A 20,432-nucleotide genomic window follows, 5' to 3' on the forward strand; every position below is an offset into this window, starting at 1 on the left:
CCCCGGACGGCCCAGCGCTGCGGGCCCGCGCGGCGCCGGGCCCCTAGCGTCGAAGCCCGAGCCCCTCGTGGCCGGAAAGGAGGCGTCCATGCGCCGTCGTACCGGAGTCGCCGGCATATCCGTCGCGATCGCCGCGATCGTGCCGCTGGCCGACCCCGCACATCCCCAGGAGCTGGATTCCTGGGCCCTCACCCCTCACCGGACGGCCCAGTCCGTCCTCACCGACGACCCGGGCGAGCAGGACCCGTTCGCCCCGGCGCCCTACTCCCCGGACGGACTCGATCCGGGAGCACCGGGCGACGACCCGCCCGACGAGAGCGGCAACGGCACGGGCCGGCCCGACGAGGGCGGACTCCAGGAGCACCGCCCGGACCAGAACGGCAACGGCAACGGCAACGGCAACGGCAACGGCCAGAGCGGAACCGACCCGAACGGAAGCGGCCAGGGCGGAGACGGCCAAGGCGGGGACGGCCAGGGCGGATTCGACCCGGGCAGTCCCGACGACGGACGGCTCGACCCCGGCGGCGACGGCCAAGGCGGCAACGGCCAGAACGGTCACGGTCAGGGCGAGAACGGCCAGGGTGGCAACGGCCAGAACGGGACCGGCCAGGGCGGCGACGGTCAAGGCGGGATCGGCGCCGGACGGGAACCCGTCGGCGGAGTCGGAGCACCGCCGCGACGGGACCCGCCGCCGACGCTCTCCGCGACCTCCAAGCCGCGTCCCGCCCCCGCACGGACCCCGGCCCCCACGCCCACGGTCCGGCCGACCACCGCCGTGCCGGGTCCCTCGACCTCCCCGGCCGTCACGCCGACGCGTGGCACGCAGGGTGGGCTGGGCGGTGCCTGGGGCACCGGACCGAGCGGCTGGGACGTCGGCATCGGCGTGGGCTGCGTGGCGAGCGCCGCACTCGCCGGCGCCTATCTGCTCAGGCGCCGCCGACGCGCCTGACGCCCGAGCGGGCGGGCCTACCGCACCAGCAGCTCGAGGAGCCGTTCCGTCTCGGCAGCCGGGTCGGCCGTGAGGCCGGTGTGCACGGGGCCCGGCTGGACGATCGTGGAGCGGGGTGCGATCAGCCAGCGGAAGCGGCGGCCGGCGTCGTCGGGGGCCGCCTGCCCCGCCGCCGTCCCGCCCGCGCACACGCCCTCGACCGCACGCAGCGCGGCACGCACGCCGGGCAGGTCCACGTGCGGGTCGAGGGCGAGCAGCCGTCCCTCGTCGAGATGGGTGCGGGCGCCGACGTAGGACGCGGCCCGGCAGTACACGAGCACCCCGGCGTTGACGCACTCCCCGCGCTCGATCCGCGGCACGACGCGCAGCAGCGCGTACTCGTAGACGTGCCGGTCGCCGGCCCGGCACTCGTGGACGTGGCGGTCGTTCACCGGGCCCCCTCGATGCGGTCGTGGATCGTGGCGGCCCGCGCGAGCAGCGGCCGGGAGTAGGCACGCCTCACGTCGTCGGGCGTCGCGAAGCCGGGCTCGTCCGTCAGCCAGACGTCCGGGATCTCGGCGGTGACCTCGGCGAGGAGTTCCTCGGTGACGAGGGGCGCGAGCGCGGCGGCCGCCGAGCGGACATCGGGCGCGAACGGGGCGAGGGCGTGGTCGCGCGCGTCGTAGGGGCGGGCGGCCGAGGCCTCGGCGCCGGGCCAGTTGTGGTGCCAGATCATCGTGGCGCCGTGGTCGACGAGCCACACGTCGCCCCGCCAGCGCAGCAGGTTGGGATTGCGCCAGGACCGGTCGACGTTGTTGACGAGCGCGTCGAACCAGACGATCCGCCCGGCCTCCTCGGGGCTCACCTCGAAGGCCAGCGGGTCGAAACCGAGCGCGCCGGAGAGGAACTCCATGCCGAGGTTGGTGCCGCCGCTGGACTTGAGGAGTTCCTGCACCTGCTGATCGGGCTCGCCGAGCCCCAGCACCGGGTCGAGTCGGACGGTCACCAACCGGGGCACCCGGAAGCCGATGCGGCGGGCGAGTTCGCCGCAGACCACCTCGGCGACGAGCGTCTTGCGGCCCTGCCCGGCGCCGGTGAACTTCAGGACGTACGTCCCGAGGTCGTCGGCCTCGACGAGTCCCGGCAGCGAACCCCCCTCACGCAGGGGCGTGATGTAGCGGGTCGCGGTGACCTCTTCCAGCATGTCCCCGGACCATCCGTCTCTTCAGCCGTGCCGCCGTCACGGGCCGTCGGCCCCTTGCTTCCGGCCTCGGCCGGAGGTGAAAAGAGTAGCCGAGGGTGATCACCGACAAGGGCGGTGCGCGGGCGCCGGACCCGCTGACCGGCCCGCCACGGCGCAACCCCGCCACCGTGGCGGCCTCTTGCGCCACGACGAACCCATGCAGTGGGCTGTCCCCCATGAGCAGAAGAAGCCTCGCGCTACTCACCACTGCCCTGCTGATGCCCGCCCTGGTGGCGGGTGCGCCCGGACACCGTGCCGAAGCCGCCCGACCGGCGGCCGCCGACTCCCCGGAAACCACCGCACCGCCCCTGCTCCGCGGAGTGGACCTCGACACGGTCACCATTCCCGAGTTACAGGTGCGCATGAAGCGCGGATCACTGACCTCGACGGCGCTGACCGCGGAGTATCTCCGACGGATCAAGGCCGTCGACCCGAAGATCAACGCGGTGCTGCGCACGAGTCCGACGGCCCTGCGTCAGGCGGCCGCCAGTGACGTCCGGCACCGGCTCGGCAGGACCCTCGGCCCGCTCGACGGCATCCCCGTCCTGCTGAAGGACAACGTGAACACCCGCGACATGCCGACGACGGCCGGGTCGACGGCGCTCGCCGGGAGTCCGCCGGACTCGGACGCGGAGCTGGTCGTGCGGCTGCGGAAGGCGGGCGCGGTGGTCCTCGGGAAGGCCAACCTGTCCGAGTGGGCCAACTTCCGCGCGGCGAAGCCGACCTCGGGCTGGTCGGCCGTGGGCGGCCAGACGAACAACCCGTACGTCCTGGACCGCAATCCGTGCGGATCGTCCTCCGGCTCGGCCGCCGCGCTCGCCGCGTCTTTGGCGCAGGTGGCGATCGGCACCGAGACGGACGGCTCCATCGTGTGCCCGGCCGGGATGAACGGCGTGGTCGGCCACAAGCCGAGCCTCGGCCTGGTCAGCCAGTCGGGCATGGTCCCGATCTCCGCCGAGCAGGACACGGCGGGCCCCATGGCGCGGAACGTGACCGACACCGCGCTCACCTTCTCGGTGCTCAGCGGCCGCCGCAGCGCCGGCACCCCGGGCCTCGCGGAGGGGGCAGCGCGCCCCGGCGCCCTGCGCGGCAAGCGGATCGGGCTGTGGCGGCTGCCGTCGCTCGGCGCCGGGGTGGACGCCCTGATGACCCGCACCGCGGCCGAGCTGCGTGCGGCGGGGGCCCAGGTCGTCGAGGTGACGCCCCCGTACCAGGACCGGCTCGCCGCGCTCGAGTTCCCGGCGCTGCTCAGCGAGTTCCACCGGGACATCGACGCCTATCTCGCCACCCGCAGCGGGCCTCGCGACCTCGCCGGGCTGATCGAGTTCAACCGCACGCACCAGGCCGAGCGGAGCTGCTTCGCGGGCCAGGAGCTGTTCGAGCAGGCGCTGGCCGCACCGCCGACCACCGACCCGCGCTACCGGGCCATGCGCGCCGAGCTGCGGGACCTGTCCCGGCGGTCCATCGACGAGACGATGGACGCGCACGGCCTGGACGCCATCGCCTCCCCGGCGAATCCGCCCGCGTGGACCACGGACTGCGCGCGCGGCGACAACGACGTGATCCCCTCCTCGACCCCGGCGGCCGTCGCCGGGTACCCCTCGCTGTCCGTACCCGCCGGGTTCGTCGACGAGCTGCCGGTCGGGCTGCTGCTGATGGCCGGCGACCACGAGGACGACGAGCTGCTGTCCCTGGGTGCGGCGGTGGAGCACCGGCTGGACGCCTGGCGGGCGCCCCGCTACCTGCCCTCGGCACCGGTCCGCTGAACGGCGCGCGCCCCGCGGCCGTACCTCTCGGCAGATCATGAATCCAGCCCCCGAAAGGAACGCCATCAGCATGACCAGCGCATCGTTTCACCCCACGTCGGGACCGGCTCGTCGTACGGTCGTGGCGGCGGCCGGAGCCGCCGGGCTCGCCGGCGCCCTGACGGCGTGCGGCGGTTCGGACGACGGCGCGTCGAGCGGGTCCGCCGCCGCGCCGCAGGACGCCGGGGGCGCGCTCGCGGCGACCGCGGACATCCCCGAAGGGGGCGGGAAGGTCTTCGCCGACCGGAAGGTCGTGGTGACCCAGCCCACGGCGGGCGAGTTCAAGGCCTTCTCGGCCACCTGCACCCATCAGGGGTGCGCCGTGAAGGACGTGGCCGACGGCGTCATCCACTGTCCCTGTCACAACAGCACGTTCTCGATCACCGACGGCAGCGTGCAGGGCGGTCCGGCCCCCAAGCCGCTGCCCGCCGTGCAGATCACGGTCAGCGGGGACTCGATCGAGCTCGCGTGACTCGTGGGAGGGAAGCGGGGAGGACACGGCCGACCGGCATGACGTGGGGAGAAGGGGCCGCATGACCGTCGCTCAACGCCGGGGCCGGAAGATCATGATGACGCCCGGCGAGCTGGACGCGTTCCTCACCGTCCAGCGCACCTGCCGGGTGGCCACGGTTTCGGCGGACGGCGCGCCGCACGTGAGCACGCTCTGGTTCGCCTGGGACGGCTCGTCGATGTGGCTGTACTCGGTCGTGCGCAGCAGACGCTGGGCGGACCTGCGGCGCGACCCCCGGGTGGCGGTCGTGGTCGACACCGGGGAGGAGTACGAGGAGCTGCGGGGCGTGGAGCTGTCCGGCCGCGCCGAGTTCGTGGGCGAGGCGCCGCGCACCGGCGAACTCTGTGCCGAACTGGACCTTCCCGAGACGCTGTTCGCGCGGAAGAACTTCGGCCTGGACGAGCTGCCGCACGACGGGCGGCACGCCTGGCTGCGGCTGACGCCGGAGAAGGTCGTCTCCTGGGACTTCCGCAAACTGTCGTCCCGCTGAGGGCGCACGGCGGGGTCAGCCGAGCCGGCCCGCCGTCGCCCGCAGCGCCCCCACCGCCGCCCGGATCGACGGACGGCGGTCGGCGTCCGCGCGCCAGACGACGTACACGTGCCGGCGGGCCCGCTGGCGCAGTGGCACGGTGACGACCCCGGAGGGCATCGGATCACGGCCGAGCAGCGGCGCGATGCACACGCCGAGCCCCGCGGCGACCAGGCCGAGCTGGGTGTGGGTCTCGGCGGCGCGGTGCCCGATGATCGGTTCGATGCCCTTCGAACGCAGGGTGAACATCAGCCACTCGTGGCAGAACTCGCCCTCGGCCCAGGTGATCCACTCGTCCTCGGCGAACTCGGTGAGGTCCACCTCGTCCCGCCCGGCGAGCCGGTGGCCGGCCGGCATGGCCACGTCCGCGGGGTCGTCCAGGAGGGGTGCCTTGACCAGGCCGTCGGGCAGCGGCATCGGCTTGTTGTACCAGTCGAGCACGACGGCGAGGTCGAGGTCGCCGCGGACCACCCCGCGGATGCCGCGTTCCGGTTCCAGTTCGCTGGAGCGGATGCGCAGCGCGGGGTGCTCGGCGCGCAGGGCGGACAGGGCGCCGGGGAACAGCCCGCGGGCGGCGGTCGGGAACGCCGAGAGCCGCAGCTCGCCCACCACCTGTCCGCGGTGGGCCTCGAGATCGGACTGGGCGAGCTCGACCTGGGAGAGGATGCGCGCCGCGTGCTCGGCGAGGAGGCGGCCGGCGTCGGTCAACCGCACGCCCCGGCCGTTCTTGGCCAGGAGCTGCTGGCCGACCTCGCGCTCCAGCTTGGACATCTGCTGGGAGACGGCCGAGGTGGTGATGTGCAGGCCCTCGGCTGCGCCGCTGACCGAGCCGTGCCGGGCGAGGGCGTCGAGGGTGCGCAGGCGCTCCAGGTTCAACATGTAAGCGATGCTACGAGATACCGGCCGCGAATTCTCGATTGTGCTACGAGAAAAGGTGCCGCATCGTTGAGCCATGAGCAGCGTCACCTCCTCCCCCGCACCCGGCCGGGTCCGCCGTGTCCTCGACTGGCGGCTGCGGTTCGGGGGCCTCGCCCTGATCTGGGGCTTCAGCTTCCTCTTCATGAAGGTGGGGACGGAGAGCTTCGCCCCCTTCCAGGTCACGCTGGGCCGGCTGGCGTTCGGTACGGCGGTGCTCGCCGTGGTGATGGCGGTGAAGCGGGAGCGGCTGCCGCGCGGGGCGCGGACGTGGACGCACCTGGCGGTCGCCGGCTTCCTGCTCAACGCGCTGCCGTTCTCCCTGTTCGCCTACTCCGAGCTGACCATCCCGTCGTCCCTGGCGGGCATCTGCAACGCGACCTCGCCGCTGTGGGGCATGGCCCTGTCACTGGTCGCCCTGTCCGAGGACCGGCCGACCCGGGTGAGGGTGGCCGGCCTCGGTGTCGGCTTCCTCGGGGTCCTGACGGTGCTGGGCGTCTGGCAGGGCTTCCACGGCCTCGACGTCACGGGCACGGCGCTGGCCCTGCTCGCCTCGCTCAGCTATCCGGTCGGCTGGATCTACGTCCGCCGCACCCTGGCCGGGTCCAGCCACTCGCACGTGTCCCTGACGGGTGCGCAGCTGCTGCTGGCGACGGTGCAACTGGCGGTCGTCACCCCGCTGTTCACCTCGGTGCCTGCGCACTTCCCGGTGCTGCCCGTGCTGGCGGTCGCGGCACTGGGCGCGCTCGGCACCGGGCTCGCCTTCCTGATCCAGTACGACCTGGTCGCCGAGGTGGGCCCGACGACGGCCCAGATGGTCACGTACTTCACCCCGGTCGTCTCCACGGCCGCGGGCGTCACGCTGCTGGGCGAGTCGCTGTCCTGGTCGACCCCGGTCGGGGCGGTGGTCATCCTCGCCGGCGCGGCACTGACCCAGGCACGGCCCCGGACCCCCCGCCCCGCCGAGCCGGCCCGTCCGGCCGCGGAGCCGCGAAGGGCGACGGTCTGGCCGCGCGGGGCGACGCAGCCCTTCGCCGTTCCGCAACGGTCCGGACACGTCAGACGTAACGCCGCCCCGGCCCCGGCCCCAGCGCCGTCGCGACCGCGTCCGCCAGAGGTCCTTCCTCGCCCTCGGCCAGGGTCGACACGGTGATCCGGATGCCGGGCGGGGCGGCGACCCGGAAGCGGGCGCCGGGTGCCACGGCCCAGCCGGCGCCCAGCAGGCGGGCGACGGCGCCGGTCTCGTCCGGCACGGGGATCCACACGTTCATGCCGCTGCGTCCGTGCGCCGCGACCCCGCGCCGTCCGAGCGCGCCGAGCAGCGCTTCCCGGCGCCGCCCGTACGCCGCCGCCACCGCCCGCGGGTCCACCGCGTCCTCGGTCCACAGCAGCGCCACGGCCCGCTGGGTGATGCGGCTGACCCAGCCGGGACCCAGCCGCTGCCGGCCGCGGACCCGGTCGAGCGTGACGGCGTCGCCGGTCAGCACGGCGAGCCGCAGGTCGGGCCCGTAGGCCTTGGCCGCCGAGCGGACGAAGGCCCAGCTGTGCGTCGTCCCGGCGAGCGGGTGCAGCGGCAAATCGACGATGCGGTGGCCGTGGTCGTCCTCGATGAGCAGCGTCTGAGGGTGCTCCCGCAGGACGGACCGCAGGGCACGCGCGCGCGTGGCGCTCAGGGCGGCGCCCGTCGGGTTCTGCGCGCGGTCCGTGACGACCAGGGCGCGGGCACCGGCGGACAGGGCGCGGCGCACGTCGTCGGGCAGCGGGCCCTCGTCGTCGACGCCGACGGGGACCGTGCGCAGGCCGAGCGCGGGCACGAGGTCGAGCAGGCTGCCCCAGCCGGGGTCCTCGACGGCGACCGCGTCGCCGGGCCGCAGATGGGCCGCGAGCACCCGTTCCATCGCGTCCAGCGAGCCGGACGTGACCGCCACGGGCCCGTCCGGCACCCCGTCGGCGTCCAGTTCGGCACGCGCGAGCCGCGCCAGCTCCGGTTCCACGGGCTCGTGCCCGTACAGCACCGGCTCCCGGTCGCCCTGTCCGGCTGCCGCGGCGAACACGGGGGCGAGCGCGGGCAGCAGCGCCGGATCCGGATTGCCGCCGGACACGTCGCGCACGCCCTCGGGCACCTCGACGCCGATGAACTCGCGCCCCGTGGTGGCGGGTTTCGCCCGCACGCGGCTGCCCCGGCGCCCGGCGGTCTCGATGACACCGCGCTCCCGCAGTGTGCGGTAGGCCGCGGCGACGGTGTTGGGATTCACCCCCAGCCGCTCGGCCAACTCCCGCATCGGAGGCAGGGGTTGGCCCGGTTGCAGCTCGCCCGCACCCACCGCGCGTTCGACGCTCGCGGAAATCTCCGCTGCGCCGCGTCCCGTGATCCGATACTCTCCTAGCACAAACATGATTATGCACTAGTGCAATGGAGAGCGCCATGCAGGGGACCACGCAGACGCCGTCGCAGCCCGCCACCGCCTACACGCCCACCGACCGCACGGTCCCCACCCGCTCCGCCGACCGGGCCTCGTACGACAGGGAACTGGTGCACGCGATACTCGACGAGGGCTACGTCTGCCACCTCGGTTTCGTCCGCGACGGTGCCCCCGTCGTGCTGCCGACGCTGTACGGCCGGGTCGGCGAGCGTCTCTACGTGCACGGCTCCACGGGCTCGCGCCCGCTGCGGATGACCGGCAAGGCGGACCCGGGGCTGCCCGTGTGCCTGACGGTGACGCACGTGGACGCGCTGGTGCTGGCCCGCTCGGCCTTCCACCACTCGATCAACTACCGGTCGGTCGTGGTGCACGGCACGGCGTACGACGTGACGGATCCGGAGGAGAAGCGCACGGCCCTGGACGCCCTGGTCGACCACGTCGTCCCCGGCCGCTCCCGCGACTCGCGGCCCGCCGACAAGAAGGAACTGGCCGCCACCGCCGTGATCCGCCTCGACCTGGACGAGGTCTCCGCCAAGCTCCGCACCGGTGGCGTGAACGACGAGCCGGAGGACCTCGCCCTCCCCCACTGGGCCGGCCTCCTGCCGCTGCGCAAGGGCTACGACGCTCCGGTGGCCGACCCCGGCCTGGCACCGGGCACCGGGCTGCCCGACTACCTGGCCGCGCGGTGACGCCGGCCCGCCGATGTGACACGCCGCGCGGGGACGCCTGAGGGGGCGCCCCCGCGCGGGTGACCTGGCCGTCAGGCCGGCGCCGCCGGTGTCCGCGCCTGGCGTGCCTCCGCGACCGCGAGCCCCGCGACCGAGCCGAGCATCAGCACGGTGCCGGCCAGGGTCGCCGCGGTGAGGTGCTCACCGAGGAGGACGACGGCGAGCGCCGCCGCGCTGACCGGCTCGAGCAGCATGATCACGGACACCGTGGCCGACCGGACGACGGCCGCCCCGGCGAAGTAGAGGCCGTAGGCGAGAGCGGTCGGGACGGCGGCGACGTACGCCAGGAGCCCCAGCAGCCGGACCGGCTCGCCGGTGTGCGGCACCAGCCCCTCGGCGAGGGCGAAGGGCAGCAGGCCGAGGCTCGTGACGGCGAACGCCCCGACGGACGTACTGGCCGCGTCCGCCGATCCGTCGCGCCCCCACCAGCGGGTGAGGAGGGTCATCACGGAGTATCCGGCAGCCGACACCAGGGCGAGCAGCACGCCCAGCGGTTCGACGGACGTCCTGCCGTCGCCGAGGACGAGCACCCCGAGCCCGGCGAGGGCACCGACGACGGCCGCCGCCCCGCCCCGGCCGAGCCGCTCCCCGAGCGCCTGACGCGCACCGAGCGCGATGAGCACCGGGCCGGCGCCGAGGGTGACGACGGTGGCCACGGCGAGCCCGGTCGCCTGCACCGCGGCGAAGTAGGCGGTCTGGAACACCGCGAGGCCGAGACCGGTGAGCACGGCCCGCACCACCTTGCGGCGCAGCGGCTCCGGTACGGCGGGCCGCACCCGCGGGCCCAGCGGGCGGGCCGCGAGCAGCAGGACGAGACCGGCGGCGCAGCGCCAGAAGGACAGGGCCACCGGCCCCATGTCACTGGTCCGGTAGACCAGTGAGGCGGCGGCACCGGCGGTGCCCCAGGCGGCACCGGCGACGATCAGATAGAGGAGGCCACGCCCGACGGGCAGGCCGGAGACGGCTTTCGACACGTTTTCTCTCCGCAGACGCGCACAGGGCGCGGACGTCGGGGGCCACCCCCTCGGACGGGGGGTGGTCAGGACGGCGTCTGCGGGCAGCACCCACCGGCCCGGCGACGTGCGCCGGACGGCTTCCGGGGGCCCGCCTCAGGCGGCCGGAGGCGGAAGGACGAGTGCGGTCGCGTGCATGATCGGCACCTTAGGCCGCCGTGCCCCGGGTGGACAACTCCCTTTCGGGCCCGCCGCTCGCCACGGGGTCCGCGGAGCCCTTGGCGGGCGCCGAGGACTGGGCGATGAAGGCGCCCACGAGGACGACCACGCCCCCGAGGATCTGCGGTGCCGAGAGGTGTTCACCGAGCAGGATCCAGGCCAGCACGGTCGCGATGACCGCCTCGAGGCACGCGACGACGCCCGCGACCTGCGGTGACAGCCGGCGCACGGAGAGCACGCCGGTGACGTAGGCGAGGACGGTGGCGATCAGGACGATCCAGGCCAGCAGCAGGGCGGCGGCGACGGGGGTGCCGTTCATCGGGGCGGTGTCCGCGAGGAGCGACCAGTCCATGTTCCAGGGACGGGCGATCACGGTGAGCACCGCGGCCCCGACGAGCAGCCCGTACGCGATGACGCCCAGCGGGTCGGGCGCGTCGTCGCCGGCGTCGCTGCCCTGGTCGGACAGGACGAAGTAGCCGACCTGGCAGCAGGCCGCGCCGAGCGCCAGCAGCAGCCCGAGGGCGTCGAAGCCGAGGCCGGACCAGACCTCCACGACGCAGGCCAGCCCGCCGACCGCGAGGACCACGCCGAGCGCGGCCGCCCGCGTCACCGGCCGGCGCTGCACGAACCGCACCCAGCCGAGGACCAGGGCGGGCGCCAGGTACTCGACGAGCAGGGCGACGCCGACGGGGATGCGGGAGAGCGCGGCGAAGTAGCAGGCCTGCACGCCCGCGACGGCGAAGAGGCCGAAGCCGGCGAGCAGTCCGGGGCGGCGGCGCAGCAGCGCGCGGTGCCGGACGGCGAGCGGCAGCATCACCAGGGCCGCGCCGGCCACCCGCAGCCAGACCACGTGGAGCGGGTCGAGACCCGCCTCGATCAGCGGCTTCGCCGCGACACCGGAACCTCCGAAGGCGACCGCCGAGGCGAGCGCCAGTCCGAGCCCGGCACCCTTGCCATGGCTGCCGCGAGGGCTGTCAGTCGTGTGCACCGGCACATGATGACAGGGGACGACATGACCGTCACCCCCGATGACACCTGTCTCATCGGTTGGACACCGGATCCGCCCCCGGAGTGAGGGCGGGGTGCCGGGTCAGGGCGTCGGCTCGAAGTGGTTCTCCACCCGGGCGAGGACCTCCCGGGGGTCGACGGCGGCCCGGCCGAGCACCTCGACGGCCCTGGCCCCGGGATCCGCGACGAGGGCGGCGAGCAGGTCGATCCCGCAGGCCTCGGCCGCTCCCCGTCGGGCGGCGCGGGCACGGGCGTTTGCCATCGCCGTCGCGGCCAGCGGCGAGAACCCTGCGGCCCCGGTCACCTCGGGCACGGCGCCGGAGTCCTCGACGGTGCTCTGCCAGCGCAGGCCGTATCCGATGCTGCGCTGCACGAGGTAGCCGAGCAGACGGGCCAGGCGCGGCCCCTCGCCGAGGACGGCCCGCGCATCGGGGTCGTACTCCAGGAGCGAGTGCAGCAGATGGGCCGTGTCGATCTGCCGGTCCCCGTCCCGTACCGCCCTGCGGCGGGCACCGGAGACCACCGGCGTCAGGTGCGCGCCGAGGCCGGTGCCGACGTCGGCACCGTCCGGGCGCCGGTCGCCTTGCTCACCGGCCGACTGCCGGGGGATACGGGGTTGCACACCGCCCAGCACATCAGCCCTTCCGACCCGGGGCATCCCCGGCGGGAAGCATTTCGGCGTCCCGCGCAGAGTGGACCCGGCGGGCCGGAATCTCCTCCTTACGGATGAGATCACGCCGTTCCTCCCCACCCGGCGCGCGCCGCCTTGCGGTGCGCCCCCCGGTACAACCCCGGCGGGCCGTCGCGGGTCCGACACGGACATGAGGACCAGGTTCGAGTGCTGGCTGGTGGAGCTGCCGGCGGTCGACGGCCGGCAGTACGTGTACCGGGTGTACGCGCCCGAGGAGGCGCTGGCCGCCGACCTGTTCTGGGAGGCCTGGCACTGCCACGACGAGAGCGCGCTCCCGCGTGCGTGGGACCTCTTCGACGCCGCGGTCGTACGACGGATGGACTGACCGCCACGCACGGGGAGGCGCCCCGCGGACCACTCCGCGGGGCGCCTCCCCGTGCCGTACCGGTCAGTCCTCGTCGGCGAGGATCAGGTACAGCTTCTTGCGGGCGTCGCCGATGACGGCGAGCGCCTTCTCCCGCTGCTCCTTGCTGCCGGTCTTCCAGACCTGGCCGAAGGCCTCCATCAGCCCGAAGCCGGCCTGCCGGATGTCGTTCAGCGCCTCCCAGTCGACGCCTCGGGACGCTTCCTCCCAGGGCGCCTCGGGACCGTCCTCGGCCGCGGTACGGCCCGCGTCGGTGAGCGAGAAGAGCTTCTTGCCGCCCTCGCTCTCGCTCGCGATCAGGCCCTCGTCCTCCAGCAGCTGGAGGGTGGGGTACACCGAGCCGGGGCTGGGCTTCCACGCCCCGCCGCTGCGCTCGGCGATCTCCTGGATCATCTCGTAGCCGTGCATCGGGCGCTCCTTGAGCAGGGCGAGGATCGACGCCCGCACGTCGCCGCGCCGCGCCCTCCCCCTGGGGCCACCCCGTCCTCGGCCACCCCACGGCCCGGGACCGAAGCCCGGCCCGAAAGGACCGCCGGGGCCGCCGGGGCCACCCGGCCCGAAGGGTCCGAACGCCGCACGCCGGCCGTCGAAGCCGCCGCGCCCGAAGGGACCGCCCTCGCCGCGTCCGTGTCCACCATGTCCACGCTCGTATCCGTGGGTACGCATCGCCATCACTCCATTCAGTCGTTGATCTGTCGCGATACCTCAACGATATATCGGAACGTGTCGGACGGCAAGCCTGGGGAGGACTTCCTGAGAGGATCGGGGCATGGCGGACTCACCTGTGCAGATCAACGCCCTGATCGTCGACGCCGCTGACCCCGAGCGGCTCGCCGCGTTCTGGTCCGAGGTACTCGGCCGGCCCGTCGTGGGCCGCACGGGGCCCTATGTGTGGCTGCGGCGCGAGAACGGCCTGGGCCTGGGCTTCCAGCACACCGGTGAGCCCCGGGCGGGCAAGAACCGGATGCACGTCGACGTCACCGCCCCCGATCCGCTCGCGGAGCAGGCACGCGTCGAGGCGCTCGGCGGTCGCCGGCTGCGGGAGTACGACTCCGGCGGGTTCCTGGTGATGGCGGACCCCGAGGGCAACGAGTTCTGCATCATCCCCGACGGCCCCTTCGAGCTCGACGACGAGGGGCATGCGGACTACCTGACCTGACCGGACCCGTCCGGTTCCGCCGGAAGTGGGGCCAGGGCTCGCGGATTGGCCTTGGTCCGCGGATTCGCCGGGCGCCTAACGTCAGGGACATGCGCATCCGAATCGTCGACGCCTTCACCGACCGGCCCTTCGCCGGCAACCCCGCCGGGGTACTGCTCCTCGACGCCTTCCCTGAGGACGACCGGCTCCAGAAGATCGCCCTGGAGGTCAACCACGCGGAGACCGCGTTCGCCCACCCGCTGCCCGCGGGCGGCGAGGCCGACTGGGCGCTGCGCTGGTTCACGCCGGCCACCGAGGTCGCGATGTGCGGCCACGCGACGCTCGCCACGGCCCACGTCCTGCACACCACGGGCGCTCACGAGGGTCCCGTGCGCTTCGCCACCCGCAGCGGCGTCCTGATCGCCGTGCCCCGCGAGGACGGCTCGATCACCCTGGACTTCCCGACCGCCCCGCTCACGCCGGCCGAGGTCCCCGCGGGCCTCGCCGACGCGCTGGGCGCGACGCCGCACGCGGCCCTCGACACCGGTCCCCACGTCGGTGACCTGCTGGTGGAGGTCGCCGACGAGATGACCGTCCACGGCCTGTCCCCGGACCACAAGGCCCTGGCCGCCCACTCGCGGCGCGGCATCATCGCCACGGCCCGCGCGGAGGACCCCGCCCGCGGCTACGACTACGTATCCCGCTGCTTCTTCCCGAACGTCGGCATCGACGAGGACCCGGTCACCGGCAGCGCGCACACGGCTCTCGCGCCGTACTGGGCCGGACGCCTGGGCCGCCCCGACCTCACCGGACTCCAGGCCTCGCCGCGCTCCGGCCGCGTCCGCACGGAGCTGCGCGGCGACCGCACGCTGCTGAGCGGGCGCGCGGTGACGGTGATCGAGGGCGAGCTGCTGGCCTAGGCCGGGTCCGACGGGGGCACGGGGGCCGCCCGGGTCCCCGTCACGCCGTCGGCAGCCAGCCGACCTTCCCGGCCAGCAGCGCGTAACCCACGAAGGCGCCGATGTCGAGCAGCGAGTGCGCCACCACGAGGGGACCGACCCGGCCCCAGCGGCGGTACAGGTACACGAACACCACTCCCATCACCATGTTGCCGACGAAGCCGCCGACGCCCTGGTACAGGTGGTACGAACCGCGCAGCACCCCGCTGCCCGCCATCGAGGCGCCCCGGCTCCAGCCCAGCTGGTCGAGCCGGCGCAGCAGATAGCCGACGACGACGACCTCCTCCAGGACGGCGTTCTGCACCGCCGAGAGGATGAGCACGGGGTACTTCCACCACACCTCGGGCAACGCCTCGGGCACCACCGTCAGATTGAAGCCGAGCCCCCTGGCGGCCAGGTAGAAGGCGATGCCGCTGCTGCCGATGACGGCGGCGACGGCGGCCCCGCGTCCCAGGTCCGGCCAGGGACGGCTGCGGTCGAAGCCGAGGGCGCGCAGGCCGCTGCCCTCGCGCAGCAGGAGGTGCGCGACCAGGGCGACCGGGACCAGTGCGGTGGCGATGCCGAAGAGCTGCCAGGCCAGGTCCAGCCAGGGGCGGCCGGGCGCGGCGGAGGCGTTGAGGGTGGCCGCCTGGTCCTTGAGGCCACCGGGGCGGGTGAGCGAGCCGATGAAGCTGATGAGGGCCGACACCCCGCTGGCCCCCAACGACAGCGCCAGGACGAGCAGCGTCTCGTCACGCAGGATCCGTCGCGTGAGCCGCCGCTCGCGAGGGGGTTCCTCGCCGAGTGGCTGCTGAGGGAACGCATCGTCCACCGGGCCCGCCTCCGCCATGCACACCTGCCTCCAGCTGGGACGTCACAGCTTGCCCGATCAGTATGAGGCGGCGCGCGGCGGGGGCGGTCCCGGTGGACGGTGCGCGCGGCGGGGCGGATCCGGTGCGTGTCAGCCCAGCGGCGCCGGCTCCGGCAGGCCCACCGGCCACAGGTGCACGGGGTCACCCTGGCGCATGAGCTCGACGTAGCGCCTGGTCGTCGCGGCCAGCGCCGCCTCCCGCGACGCCCCCGCCTCCAGTGCCCGGTGGAAGGTGGCAGCCTGCCAGGAAGCTCCGTTGACCCGGCGGCGGCACCGCTCCTCGATCACCCCGAGATAGAAGTCCCGGTCGGCGGGCTCCACGCCCCACGCGTCCAGCCCGGCCTCGGCGAGCGGCAGCAGTTCGTCGCGCACGAGGACGGCGGCGTCGACCTCGGCGGTGCCGCCGAGCCTGCCGCGCCGGGGCCACTCGAAGCGGGCGTCGATGCCGTGGCGGCACGCGGCCTCGAAGTTGGCGGCCGCGGCCTCGAAGGGCAGCCGGGTCCACACCGGCCGGGGCTCCTCGGCGAGCGCGCGGACGACACCGTAGTAGAAGGCCGCGTTGGCGATGACGTCGACGACGGTCGGGCCGGCGGGCAGGACACGGTTCTCCACCCGCAGGTGCGGGACGCCGTCGGCGATGTCGTAGACGGGGCGGTTCCAGCGGTAGACGGTGCCGTTGTGCAGGACGAGTTCCGCGAGCCTGGGCACGCCGCCCTCGTCCAGGACCTCCAGCGGGTCCTCGTCGTCGCAGATCGGCAGCAGCGCCGGGAAGTAGCGCCGGTTCTCCTCGAACAGGTCGTACGCCGAGGTCACCCACCGTTCCCCGAACCAGGTGCGCGGGCGCACCCCCTGGGCCTGGAGCTCGGGCGGGCGGGTGTCGGTCGACTGCTGGAACAGCGGGGGCCGGGACTCGCGCCACAGCTCGCGGCCGAACAGGAACGGCGCGTTGGCGCCGAGGGCGATCTGCGCGGCGGTGACCGCCTGGGCGGCGTTCCACACGTCGGCGAAGCGGTCCGGGGTGACCTGGAGGTGCAGCTGCACCGAGGTGCAGGCGGCCTCCGGGGCGATGGACTTGGACGTGCACGTGAGGCGCTCGACGCCTTCGATGTCGAGGGTGAAGTCCTCGCCGCGGGCCGCCACGATCTGTTCGTTGAGCAGCGCGTAGCGGTCGACGGCCGAGAGGTTGGACGAGACCAGGTCGTCCCGGTCGAGGGTCGGCAGAATTCCGATCATCGCGATTCCCGCGTCGACCTCTCCGGCCTTCCGGTCCGCATATGCCAAGGACGTGCGGATCTCCTCGGCGAGCCGGTCGAATACCCGGCCGCCCAGCCGGTGCGGCGCGATGTTGACTTCCAGGTTGAACATGGCGAGTTCTGTTTGGAAATCGCGGCTCGCGATGCGCTCCAGGACTTGCGCATTCAACATTTTCGGCATCCCGTCGGCACCGACGAGATTCAATTCGATCTCCAGCCCCATCAGGTTCTTCGGACGGTCGAACCGCTTCTCCGCCAGCAGTCGCTCCAGTCCCGTCAGGCACCGCTGGAGCTTGTCGCGGTAGCGCTGGCGATCGGACAGGTCGAACTGACCTGCCACGACCTTCTCCCCCATGGAAGAGTCCCTTCTCGGGGCGGTGGGTGGAAGATCCGGCAGCCGGTGTGCCGGTCAGGTGGGATGATGCCCCGCGGAAGCGATCGATAACGTCCCCGCGCGACCCCGGCACCCGCTACGCTGAAGCGCTGTGACCGGTGGCACATTCACCGGGCATGGTGCCTCCAGCAGATTCAGGGCCCGGCGCGTCGTGAAAAACGCCGACGAGAATTGGCCGACCGCTCGGTGAGAACCCCCGGAGGTCAGGGGCGTGCGCCGGGCGTGAAATGCGGAGGATTCTCGCATATACGCGACCGAATGCGCCCTTGTTTCGCCTGCCGCGAGCGGCTAGTTGAAACACAGTCTGAACACATGTCGTATAAACTCCGCCCACAAGGCAGATGACCGGCGCCCACGGTCGATGGATCCTGCCGCCGAGCTGACGCACGGCAGGCCTCACCCCACTTCTCGGTTCCGGACCCCGGCCCCTGCCTTCCCACCCCGTGAGCTGACAGCGTCGTCCGCCCCGCACGCCCCGCCCCGCCCTGTCGCACCGCCCTCGCGCCACCGTGCCTTCGAATGAGAGGCGTCCACCATGCCGCTGCATGTCCCCCCGGCTCCCGCGCCCGCCCTGCGCTCCGTCCTGACCGCACTCTCGTCCCCCACTGCGGTCCGCGAGGCCAGGACCCCGTCCCTGCTCGTCGCCCAGGGGCCCACCACACCCGAACTGCCCCTGCCCGTGCACGTGCTGGAGGGAGTGTCCGCCGAGGGCGTGACGGCCACCCGGCTGACCGGCTGGCGGTTCCTGATCCGCTCCGGCGAGCGGGCGGTGGCGGCGGCGGAGACCATGCCGACCCCGGACGGGTGGACCTTCTCCCGCTTCTTCGAGGGCCCCTACATCGCCTCGACCGAACGGGCCCTGCGCCAGGCCGAGGCGCTGCCCGGGGCCTACCAGCCGCGGCTGCTGTCGGTGCCCGGCCTCTACATGCTCACGCTGTGGCTGCACGGGGACTGCGCCGCGGACCCGGCCGAGGGGTACCCCGACGGAAGCGACCTGCTGGTGCCGCTCGCGCCGGCCCCGCCCGGCATCGCGGCCCACCGGCCGCACCAGGTCGCCGAGTTGCTCCCGGTGCTGACCCACCGGGTGACGCCCGCGCCACTGCTCCGCTCCCCCGTCTGACGGCTCCTCCGCCCGGGCCCCGGCCCGGGCGGACTAGTCCCATCCGGCCATGCGAATCACCCGAAGTGACAGTGCGATGACGCTGAACCGTCCGCGCGAGTGACGCGTCTCCAACCGATGAGAAGCGGTGCTGCGAAATCCCTGCGGATCGACGCCCGTGGGGCAACACTGGGTTCGGACCGACTTAGCAACGGGGGGCGGCCATGGACGACGTTTCACGCCGCGGGACAGACAAGACAGCGCACTCATCCATCACGACGGACCGAGAGACCCCACTCATGTGCCAGCACCAGCCACCGTGCCCACCAGCCGACTCCGCCGACCGGGAATCCGCCCGTCTCGTGGCGCACCACCCGGAGCAGGGGTGGAGCCTGCTGTGCAACGGCGTCGTCCTGTTCGAGGACACCGGTGAACTGCTGCCGGACGGCCGCGTCATCGCTCCGCACCGTCCGCTCGGCGCGGGGCTGATGACCGCCGCCTGACCACCCGCCGGGCGGTACGCACCGCTCCGCCCGGCACACCGGGCCGGCCCGCGGACGCTCCCGCGCACCGGCCCGGCGCCGGTCACCCCTTCGTGGCGCCCGCGGTCAGCCCGCCGACGAGCTGACGTTCGGCGACGGAGTAGAAGGCGAGCGCCGGCACCATCGCGAGGACCAGGTAGGCGAAGACACGGGCCGTGTCGGCCGAGTACTGCCCCTGGAACTGTTGCACGCCGATCGGGATCGTCCACCACGTGGAGTCGGTGAACACCAGCAGCGGCAGGAAGAAGTTGTTCCAGCTGGTCACCACCGCCAGGACCGAGACGGTGCCCAGCGCGGGCCGGGCCATCGGCAGCAGCACCCGCCAGAAGAAGCCGAACGGACCGCAGCCGTCGAGCGTGGCCGCCTCCTCCAGCTCCCCGGGGATCTCCCGGAAGAAGCCGCGCAGGATGATGATCGTCATCGGCAGTCCGAAGGCCGCCTGCGGCAGGATGACGCCCAGCGGATTGTCGAGCAGCCCCAGCGAGCGCAGCAGCAGGAACAGCGGCAGGGCGGCGACCGCGAAGGGGAACATCAGCCCCACGGTGAACAGGGTGAACAGCAACTCCCGCCCGCGGAAGGCGAACCGGGCGAAGGAGAACGCGGCCAGCGCGGACACCGCGACCACCAGGACCGTCGTCGCCACCGCGATCAGCGTGCTGCTGCCGACCAGCCGCCAGAAGGAACCGGACCCCAGGATGCCGGTGTAGTTGGAGGTCACCCACGGGTCGGGCAGCCCGACCGGGTTCCTGGACAGCTGGTCGGTGGACTTGAAGCCGGACAGCACCGCGTACAGCAGCGGTACGGCCATCACCGCGCCGACGGCGATCAGGACGGCGTGCACGGGAAGGGCCCGCCGCGCACGGGTCTTGGAACGGACGGTCACTTCCCGCCTCCTCGCATGGTCGTGGTGGCTCCCTCCAGATCGCGCCGGAGCACGAACCGCTGGTAGGCGAGGGCGAAGACGAGGCTGATGCCGAACATGACCACGCTGATCGCGCTGGCGTAGCCGACCTGGTAGCGCTTGAAGCCGAACTGGAACATGGTCACGGCCATGGTCTCGGAGTGGTGGTCCGGCCCGCCCTGGGTGATCACCCACACCAGGTCGAACAGCTGGATCGCGCCGATCACCGACAGGAAGACGCTGATGCGCAGCGTGGGGGCGAGCAGCGGCAGGGTGACGCTTCGGAAGCGCTGCCAGGCGTTCGCGCCGTCGATGAGCGCCGCCTCGTTCAGCTCCTTGGGGATCGACTGGAGCCCGGCCAGGTAGAGCATCATGTGGAAGCCGAAGTACTTCCAGGTCATCACCAGGAAGAGGGTCGCCATGACCATCGACGGATCGGCGAACCACTCCCCGCCGAGCCCTTCCAGGCCGATGCCGCCCAGGATGCGGTCGGCGAGGCCGTCGCCGGGGGCGAAGATCATCGCGAACAGCACGCCGGTGATGGCCTCGGAGAGCACGTACGGCGCGAAGAAGAGCATCCGGTACACGGCCCGGCCGCGCATCCTCTGGTTCAGCAGCACCGCCATGGCGAGCGCGAACGGAAGCTGCACCACGAGGGAGAGCACGACCAGGAACAGGCAGCGCCACAGGTCGCCGAGGAATACGGGGTCGTCGAAGGCGCGGGTGAAGTTCTCGGTGCCGATGTACTCCGAGGGCATCCCGAAGCCGCCCCAGCGGAAGAAGGCGGCGTACAGCGCGAACAGGATGGGCAGCAGCACCAGGACGATGAACAGCACCAGCGCGGGCACCTGGAAGCCCACCGCGGTGAGCCAGTGGTACGTACGGCGCCGGGCCCGGCCCCGGGCCGCGCCGGCGGGCGGGGGCGGGCGGTCGGCGTCGGGGCCGGTCCGCTTGTCCGGCAGAAACGTGGAGGTCATCG

The 20,432-nt window shown here is 73.4% G+C and carries 23 protein-coding genes; 11 read left to right on the top strand and 12 right to left on the bottom strand.

What is annotated here, in order from left to right:
* Positions 1 to 88: 88 nt before the first annotated feature.
* Positions 89 to 949 carry a hypothetical protein gene (locus AB0E77_RS15930; RefSeq protein WP_361570241.1) on the top strand — a complete coding sequence of 287 codons (861 nt, stop codon included), beginning with the start codon at positions 89 to 91 and terminating at the stop codon, positions 947 to 949.
* A 17-nt stretch (positions 950 to 966) separates the two neighbouring features.
* Here AB0E77_RS15930 and AB0E77_RS15935 read toward each other — a convergent pair whose 3' ends face one another.
* Together AB0E77_RS15935 and AB0E77_RS15940 are read right to left on the bottom strand one after the other, a co-directional pair.
* Positions 967 to 1,380 carry a DUF3037 domain-containing protein gene (locus AB0E77_RS15935; RefSeq protein ID WP_361570244.1) on the bottom strand — a complete coding sequence of 138 codons (414 nt, stop codon included), beginning with the start codon at positions 1,378 to 1,380 and terminating at the stop codon, positions 967 to 969.
* Positions 1,377 to 2,132 carry a HipA family kinase gene (locus AB0E77_RS15940; RefSeq protein WP_361570248.1) on the bottom strand — a complete coding sequence of 252 codons (756 nt, stop codon included), beginning with the start codon at positions 2,130 to 2,132 and terminating at the stop codon, positions 1,377 to 1,379. Before AB0E77_RS15940 ends, AB0E77_RS15935 begins: the two co-directional genes overlap by 4 nt.
* Before the next feature lie 215 nt (positions 2,133 to 2,347).
* On the opposite strand from AB0E77_RS15940, the gene AB0E77_RS15945 reads away from it, so the two are divergent.
* The 3 genes from AB0E77_RS15945 (at position 2,348) to AB0E77_RS15955 (ending at position 4,977) form a co-directional block, all read left to right on the top strand.
* The gene (locus AB0E77_RS15945; protein ID WP_361570250.1) at positions 2,348 to 3,937 is read left to right on the top strand and encodes an amidase family protein; all 1,590 of its coding nucleotides are present in this window, start codon (positions 2,348 to 2,350) and stop codon (positions 3,935 to 3,937) included.
* Positions 3,938 to 4,007: 70 nt separating this feature from the next.
* Positions 4,008 to 4,448, top strand: coding sequence for a Rieske (2Fe-2S) protein (locus AB0E77_RS15950; protein ID WP_361570253.1), 441 nt, complete (start codon positions 4,008 to 4,010; stop codon positions 4,446 to 4,448).
* A gap of 61 nt (positions 4,449 to 4,509) precedes the next feature.
* Positions 4,510 to 4,977: a pyridoxamine 5'-phosphate oxidase family protein gene (locus AB0E77_RS15955; protein ID WP_361570256.1), complete on the top strand. Its 468-nt coding sequence runs from the start codon at positions 4,510 to 4,512 to the stop codon at positions 4,975 to 4,977.
* 15 nt (positions 4,978 to 4,992) lie between these two features.
* Here the strand turns inward: AB0E77_RS15955 and AB0E77_RS15960 are convergent, their stop codons facing one another.
* Positions 4,993 to 5,895 (bottom strand): LysR family transcriptional regulator, encoded by a 903-nt coding sequence (locus AB0E77_RS15960; protein WP_361570259.1) that lies wholly within the window; start codon positions 5,893 to 5,895, stop codon positions 4,993 to 4,995.
* Between the two features lie 73 nt (positions 5,896 to 5,968).
* Here AB0E77_RS15960 and AB0E77_RS15965 point away from each other — a divergent pair, with 73 nt between their 5' ends.
* The gene (locus tag AB0E77_RS15965) at positions 5,969 to 7,084 is read left to right on the top strand and encodes a DMT family transporter (protein ID WP_361570262.1); all 1,116 of its coding nucleotides are present in this window, start codon (positions 5,969 to 5,971) and stop codon (positions 7,082 to 7,084) included.
* Here the strand turns inward: AB0E77_RS15965 and AB0E77_RS15970 are convergent.
* Positions 6,990 to 8,321, bottom strand: a complete 1,332-nt coding sequence (locus AB0E77_RS15970) for an aminotransferase class I/II-fold pyridoxal phosphate-dependent enzyme (RefSeq protein ID WP_361570265.1) — start codon at positions 8,319 to 8,321, stop codon at positions 6,990 to 6,992. The genes AB0E77_RS15965 and AB0E77_RS15970 overlap by 95 nt on opposite strands.
* A gap of 35 nt (positions 8,322 to 8,356) precedes the next feature.
* Here AB0E77_RS15970 and AB0E77_RS15975 point away from each other — a divergent pair, with 35 nt between their 5' ends.
* Entirely contained in the window at positions 8,357 to 9,043 is a 687-nt protein-coding gene (locus AB0E77_RS15975; protein WP_361570268.1) for a pyridoxamine 5'-phosphate oxidase family protein, read from the top strand.
* A 71-nt stretch (positions 9,044 to 9,114) separates the two neighbouring features.
* Here AB0E77_RS15975 and AB0E77_RS15980 read toward each other — a convergent pair whose 3' ends face one another.
* The 3 genes from AB0E77_RS15980 to AB0E77_RS15990 form a co-directional block, all read right to left on the bottom strand.
* A complete protein-coding gene (locus tag AB0E77_RS15980; RefSeq protein ID WP_361570271.1) occupies positions 9,115 to 10,056 on the bottom strand; it encodes an EamA family transporter in 942 nt (313 codons plus the stop codon).
* Between the two features lie 187 nt (positions 10,057 to 10,243).
* The gene (locus tag AB0E77_RS15985) at positions 10,244 to 11,248 is read right to left on the bottom strand and encodes an EamA family transporter (protein ID WP_361570274.1); all 1,005 of its coding nucleotides are present in this window, start codon (positions 11,246 to 11,248) and stop codon (positions 10,244 to 10,246) included.
* A gap of 96 nt (positions 11,249 to 11,344) precedes the next feature.
* The gene (locus AB0E77_RS15990; protein WP_361570277.1) at positions 11,345 to 11,884 is read right to left on the bottom strand and encodes a Clp protease N-terminal domain-containing protein; all 540 of its coding nucleotides are present in this window, start codon (positions 11,882 to 11,884) and stop codon (positions 11,345 to 11,347) included.
* 199 nt (positions 11,885 to 12,083) lie between these two features.
* Here AB0E77_RS15990 and AB0E77_RS15995 point away from each other — a divergent pair, with 199 nt between their 5' ends.
* On the top strand, positions 12,084 to 12,278 hold the full coding sequence (locus tag AB0E77_RS15995; protein ID WP_361570380.1) for a hypothetical protein: 195 nt from the start codon (positions 12,084 to 12,086) through the stop codon (positions 12,276 to 12,278).
* A gap of 63 nt (positions 12,279 to 12,341) precedes the next feature.
* Here the strand turns inward: AB0E77_RS15995 and AB0E77_RS16000 are convergent, their stop codons facing one another.
* Complete coding sequence (locus AB0E77_RS16000) at positions 12,342 to 12,983, bottom strand: PadR family transcriptional regulator (protein ID WP_361570280.1); 642 nt, start codon at positions 12,981 to 12,983, stop codon at positions 12,342 to 12,344.
* A gap of 103 nt (positions 12,984 to 13,086) precedes the next feature.
* Here AB0E77_RS16000 and AB0E77_RS16005 point away from each other — a divergent pair, with 103 nt between their 5' ends.
* Positions 13,087 to 13,476, top strand: coding sequence for a VOC family protein (locus tag AB0E77_RS16005; RefSeq protein WP_361570283.1), 390 nt, complete (start codon positions 13,087 to 13,089; stop codon positions 13,474 to 13,476).
* A gap of 89 nt (positions 13,477 to 13,565) precedes the next feature.
* Entirely contained in the window at positions 13,566 to 14,375 is an 810-nt protein-coding gene (locus AB0E77_RS16010) for a PhzF family phenazine biosynthesis protein (RefSeq protein WP_361570286.1), read from the top strand.
* Positions 14,376 to 14,415: 40 nt separating this feature from the next.
* Here AB0E77_RS16010 and AB0E77_RS16015 read toward each other — a convergent pair whose 3' ends face one another.
* Together AB0E77_RS16015 and AB0E77_RS16020 are read right to left on the bottom strand one after the other, a co-directional pair.
* Positions 14,416 to 15,243 carry a type II CAAX endopeptidase family protein gene (locus AB0E77_RS16015; protein ID WP_361570289.1) on the bottom strand — a complete coding sequence of 276 codons (828 nt, stop codon included), beginning with the start codon at positions 15,241 to 15,243 and terminating at the stop codon, positions 14,416 to 14,418.
* Between the two features lie 111 nt (positions 15,244 to 15,354).
* Complete coding sequence (locus AB0E77_RS16020) at positions 15,355 to 16,872, bottom strand: glutamate--cysteine ligase (protein WP_361570292.1); 1,518 nt, start codon at positions 16,870 to 16,872, stop codon at positions 15,355 to 15,357.
* A 574-nt stretch (positions 16,873 to 17,446) separates the two neighbouring features.
* Between AB0E77_RS16020 and AB0E77_RS16025 the strand changes: the two genes are divergently transcribed.
* Positions 17,447 to 18,031: a hypothetical protein gene (locus tag AB0E77_RS16025; protein ID WP_361570295.1), complete on the top strand. Its 585-nt coding sequence runs from the start codon at positions 17,447 to 17,449 to the stop codon at positions 18,029 to 18,031.
* Between the two features lie 278 nt (positions 18,032 to 18,309).
* Positions 18,310 to 18,513 carry a DUF5999 family protein gene (locus AB0E77_RS16030; protein ID WP_077800961.1) on the top strand — a complete coding sequence of 68 codons (204 nt, stop codon included), beginning with the start codon at positions 18,310 to 18,312 and terminating at the stop codon, positions 18,511 to 18,513.
* 82 nt (positions 18,514 to 18,595) lie between these two features.
* Here the strand turns inward: AB0E77_RS16030 and AB0E77_RS16035 are convergent, their stop codons facing one another.
* Together AB0E77_RS16035 and AB0E77_RS16040 are read right to left on the bottom strand one after the other, a co-directional pair.
* Positions 18,596 to 19,360 (bottom strand): carbohydrate ABC transporter permease, encoded by a 765-nt coding sequence (locus AB0E77_RS16035; protein ID WP_361570372.1) that lies wholly within the window; start codon positions 19,358 to 19,360, stop codon positions 18,596 to 18,598.
* 71 nt (positions 19,361 to 19,431) lie between these two features.
* Positions 19,432 to 20,430: a sugar ABC transporter permease gene (locus AB0E77_RS16040; RefSeq protein ID WP_361570298.1), complete on the bottom strand. Its 999-nt coding sequence runs from the start codon at positions 20,428 to 20,430 to the stop codon at positions 19,432 to 19,434.
* Positions 20,431 to 20,432: the final 2 nt, after the last annotated feature.

This window comes from Streptomyces sp. NPDC032940 (genome assembly GCF_040636935.1).
Lineage (GTDB): Bacteria > Actinomycetota > Actinomycetes > Streptomycetales > Streptomycetaceae > Streptomyces.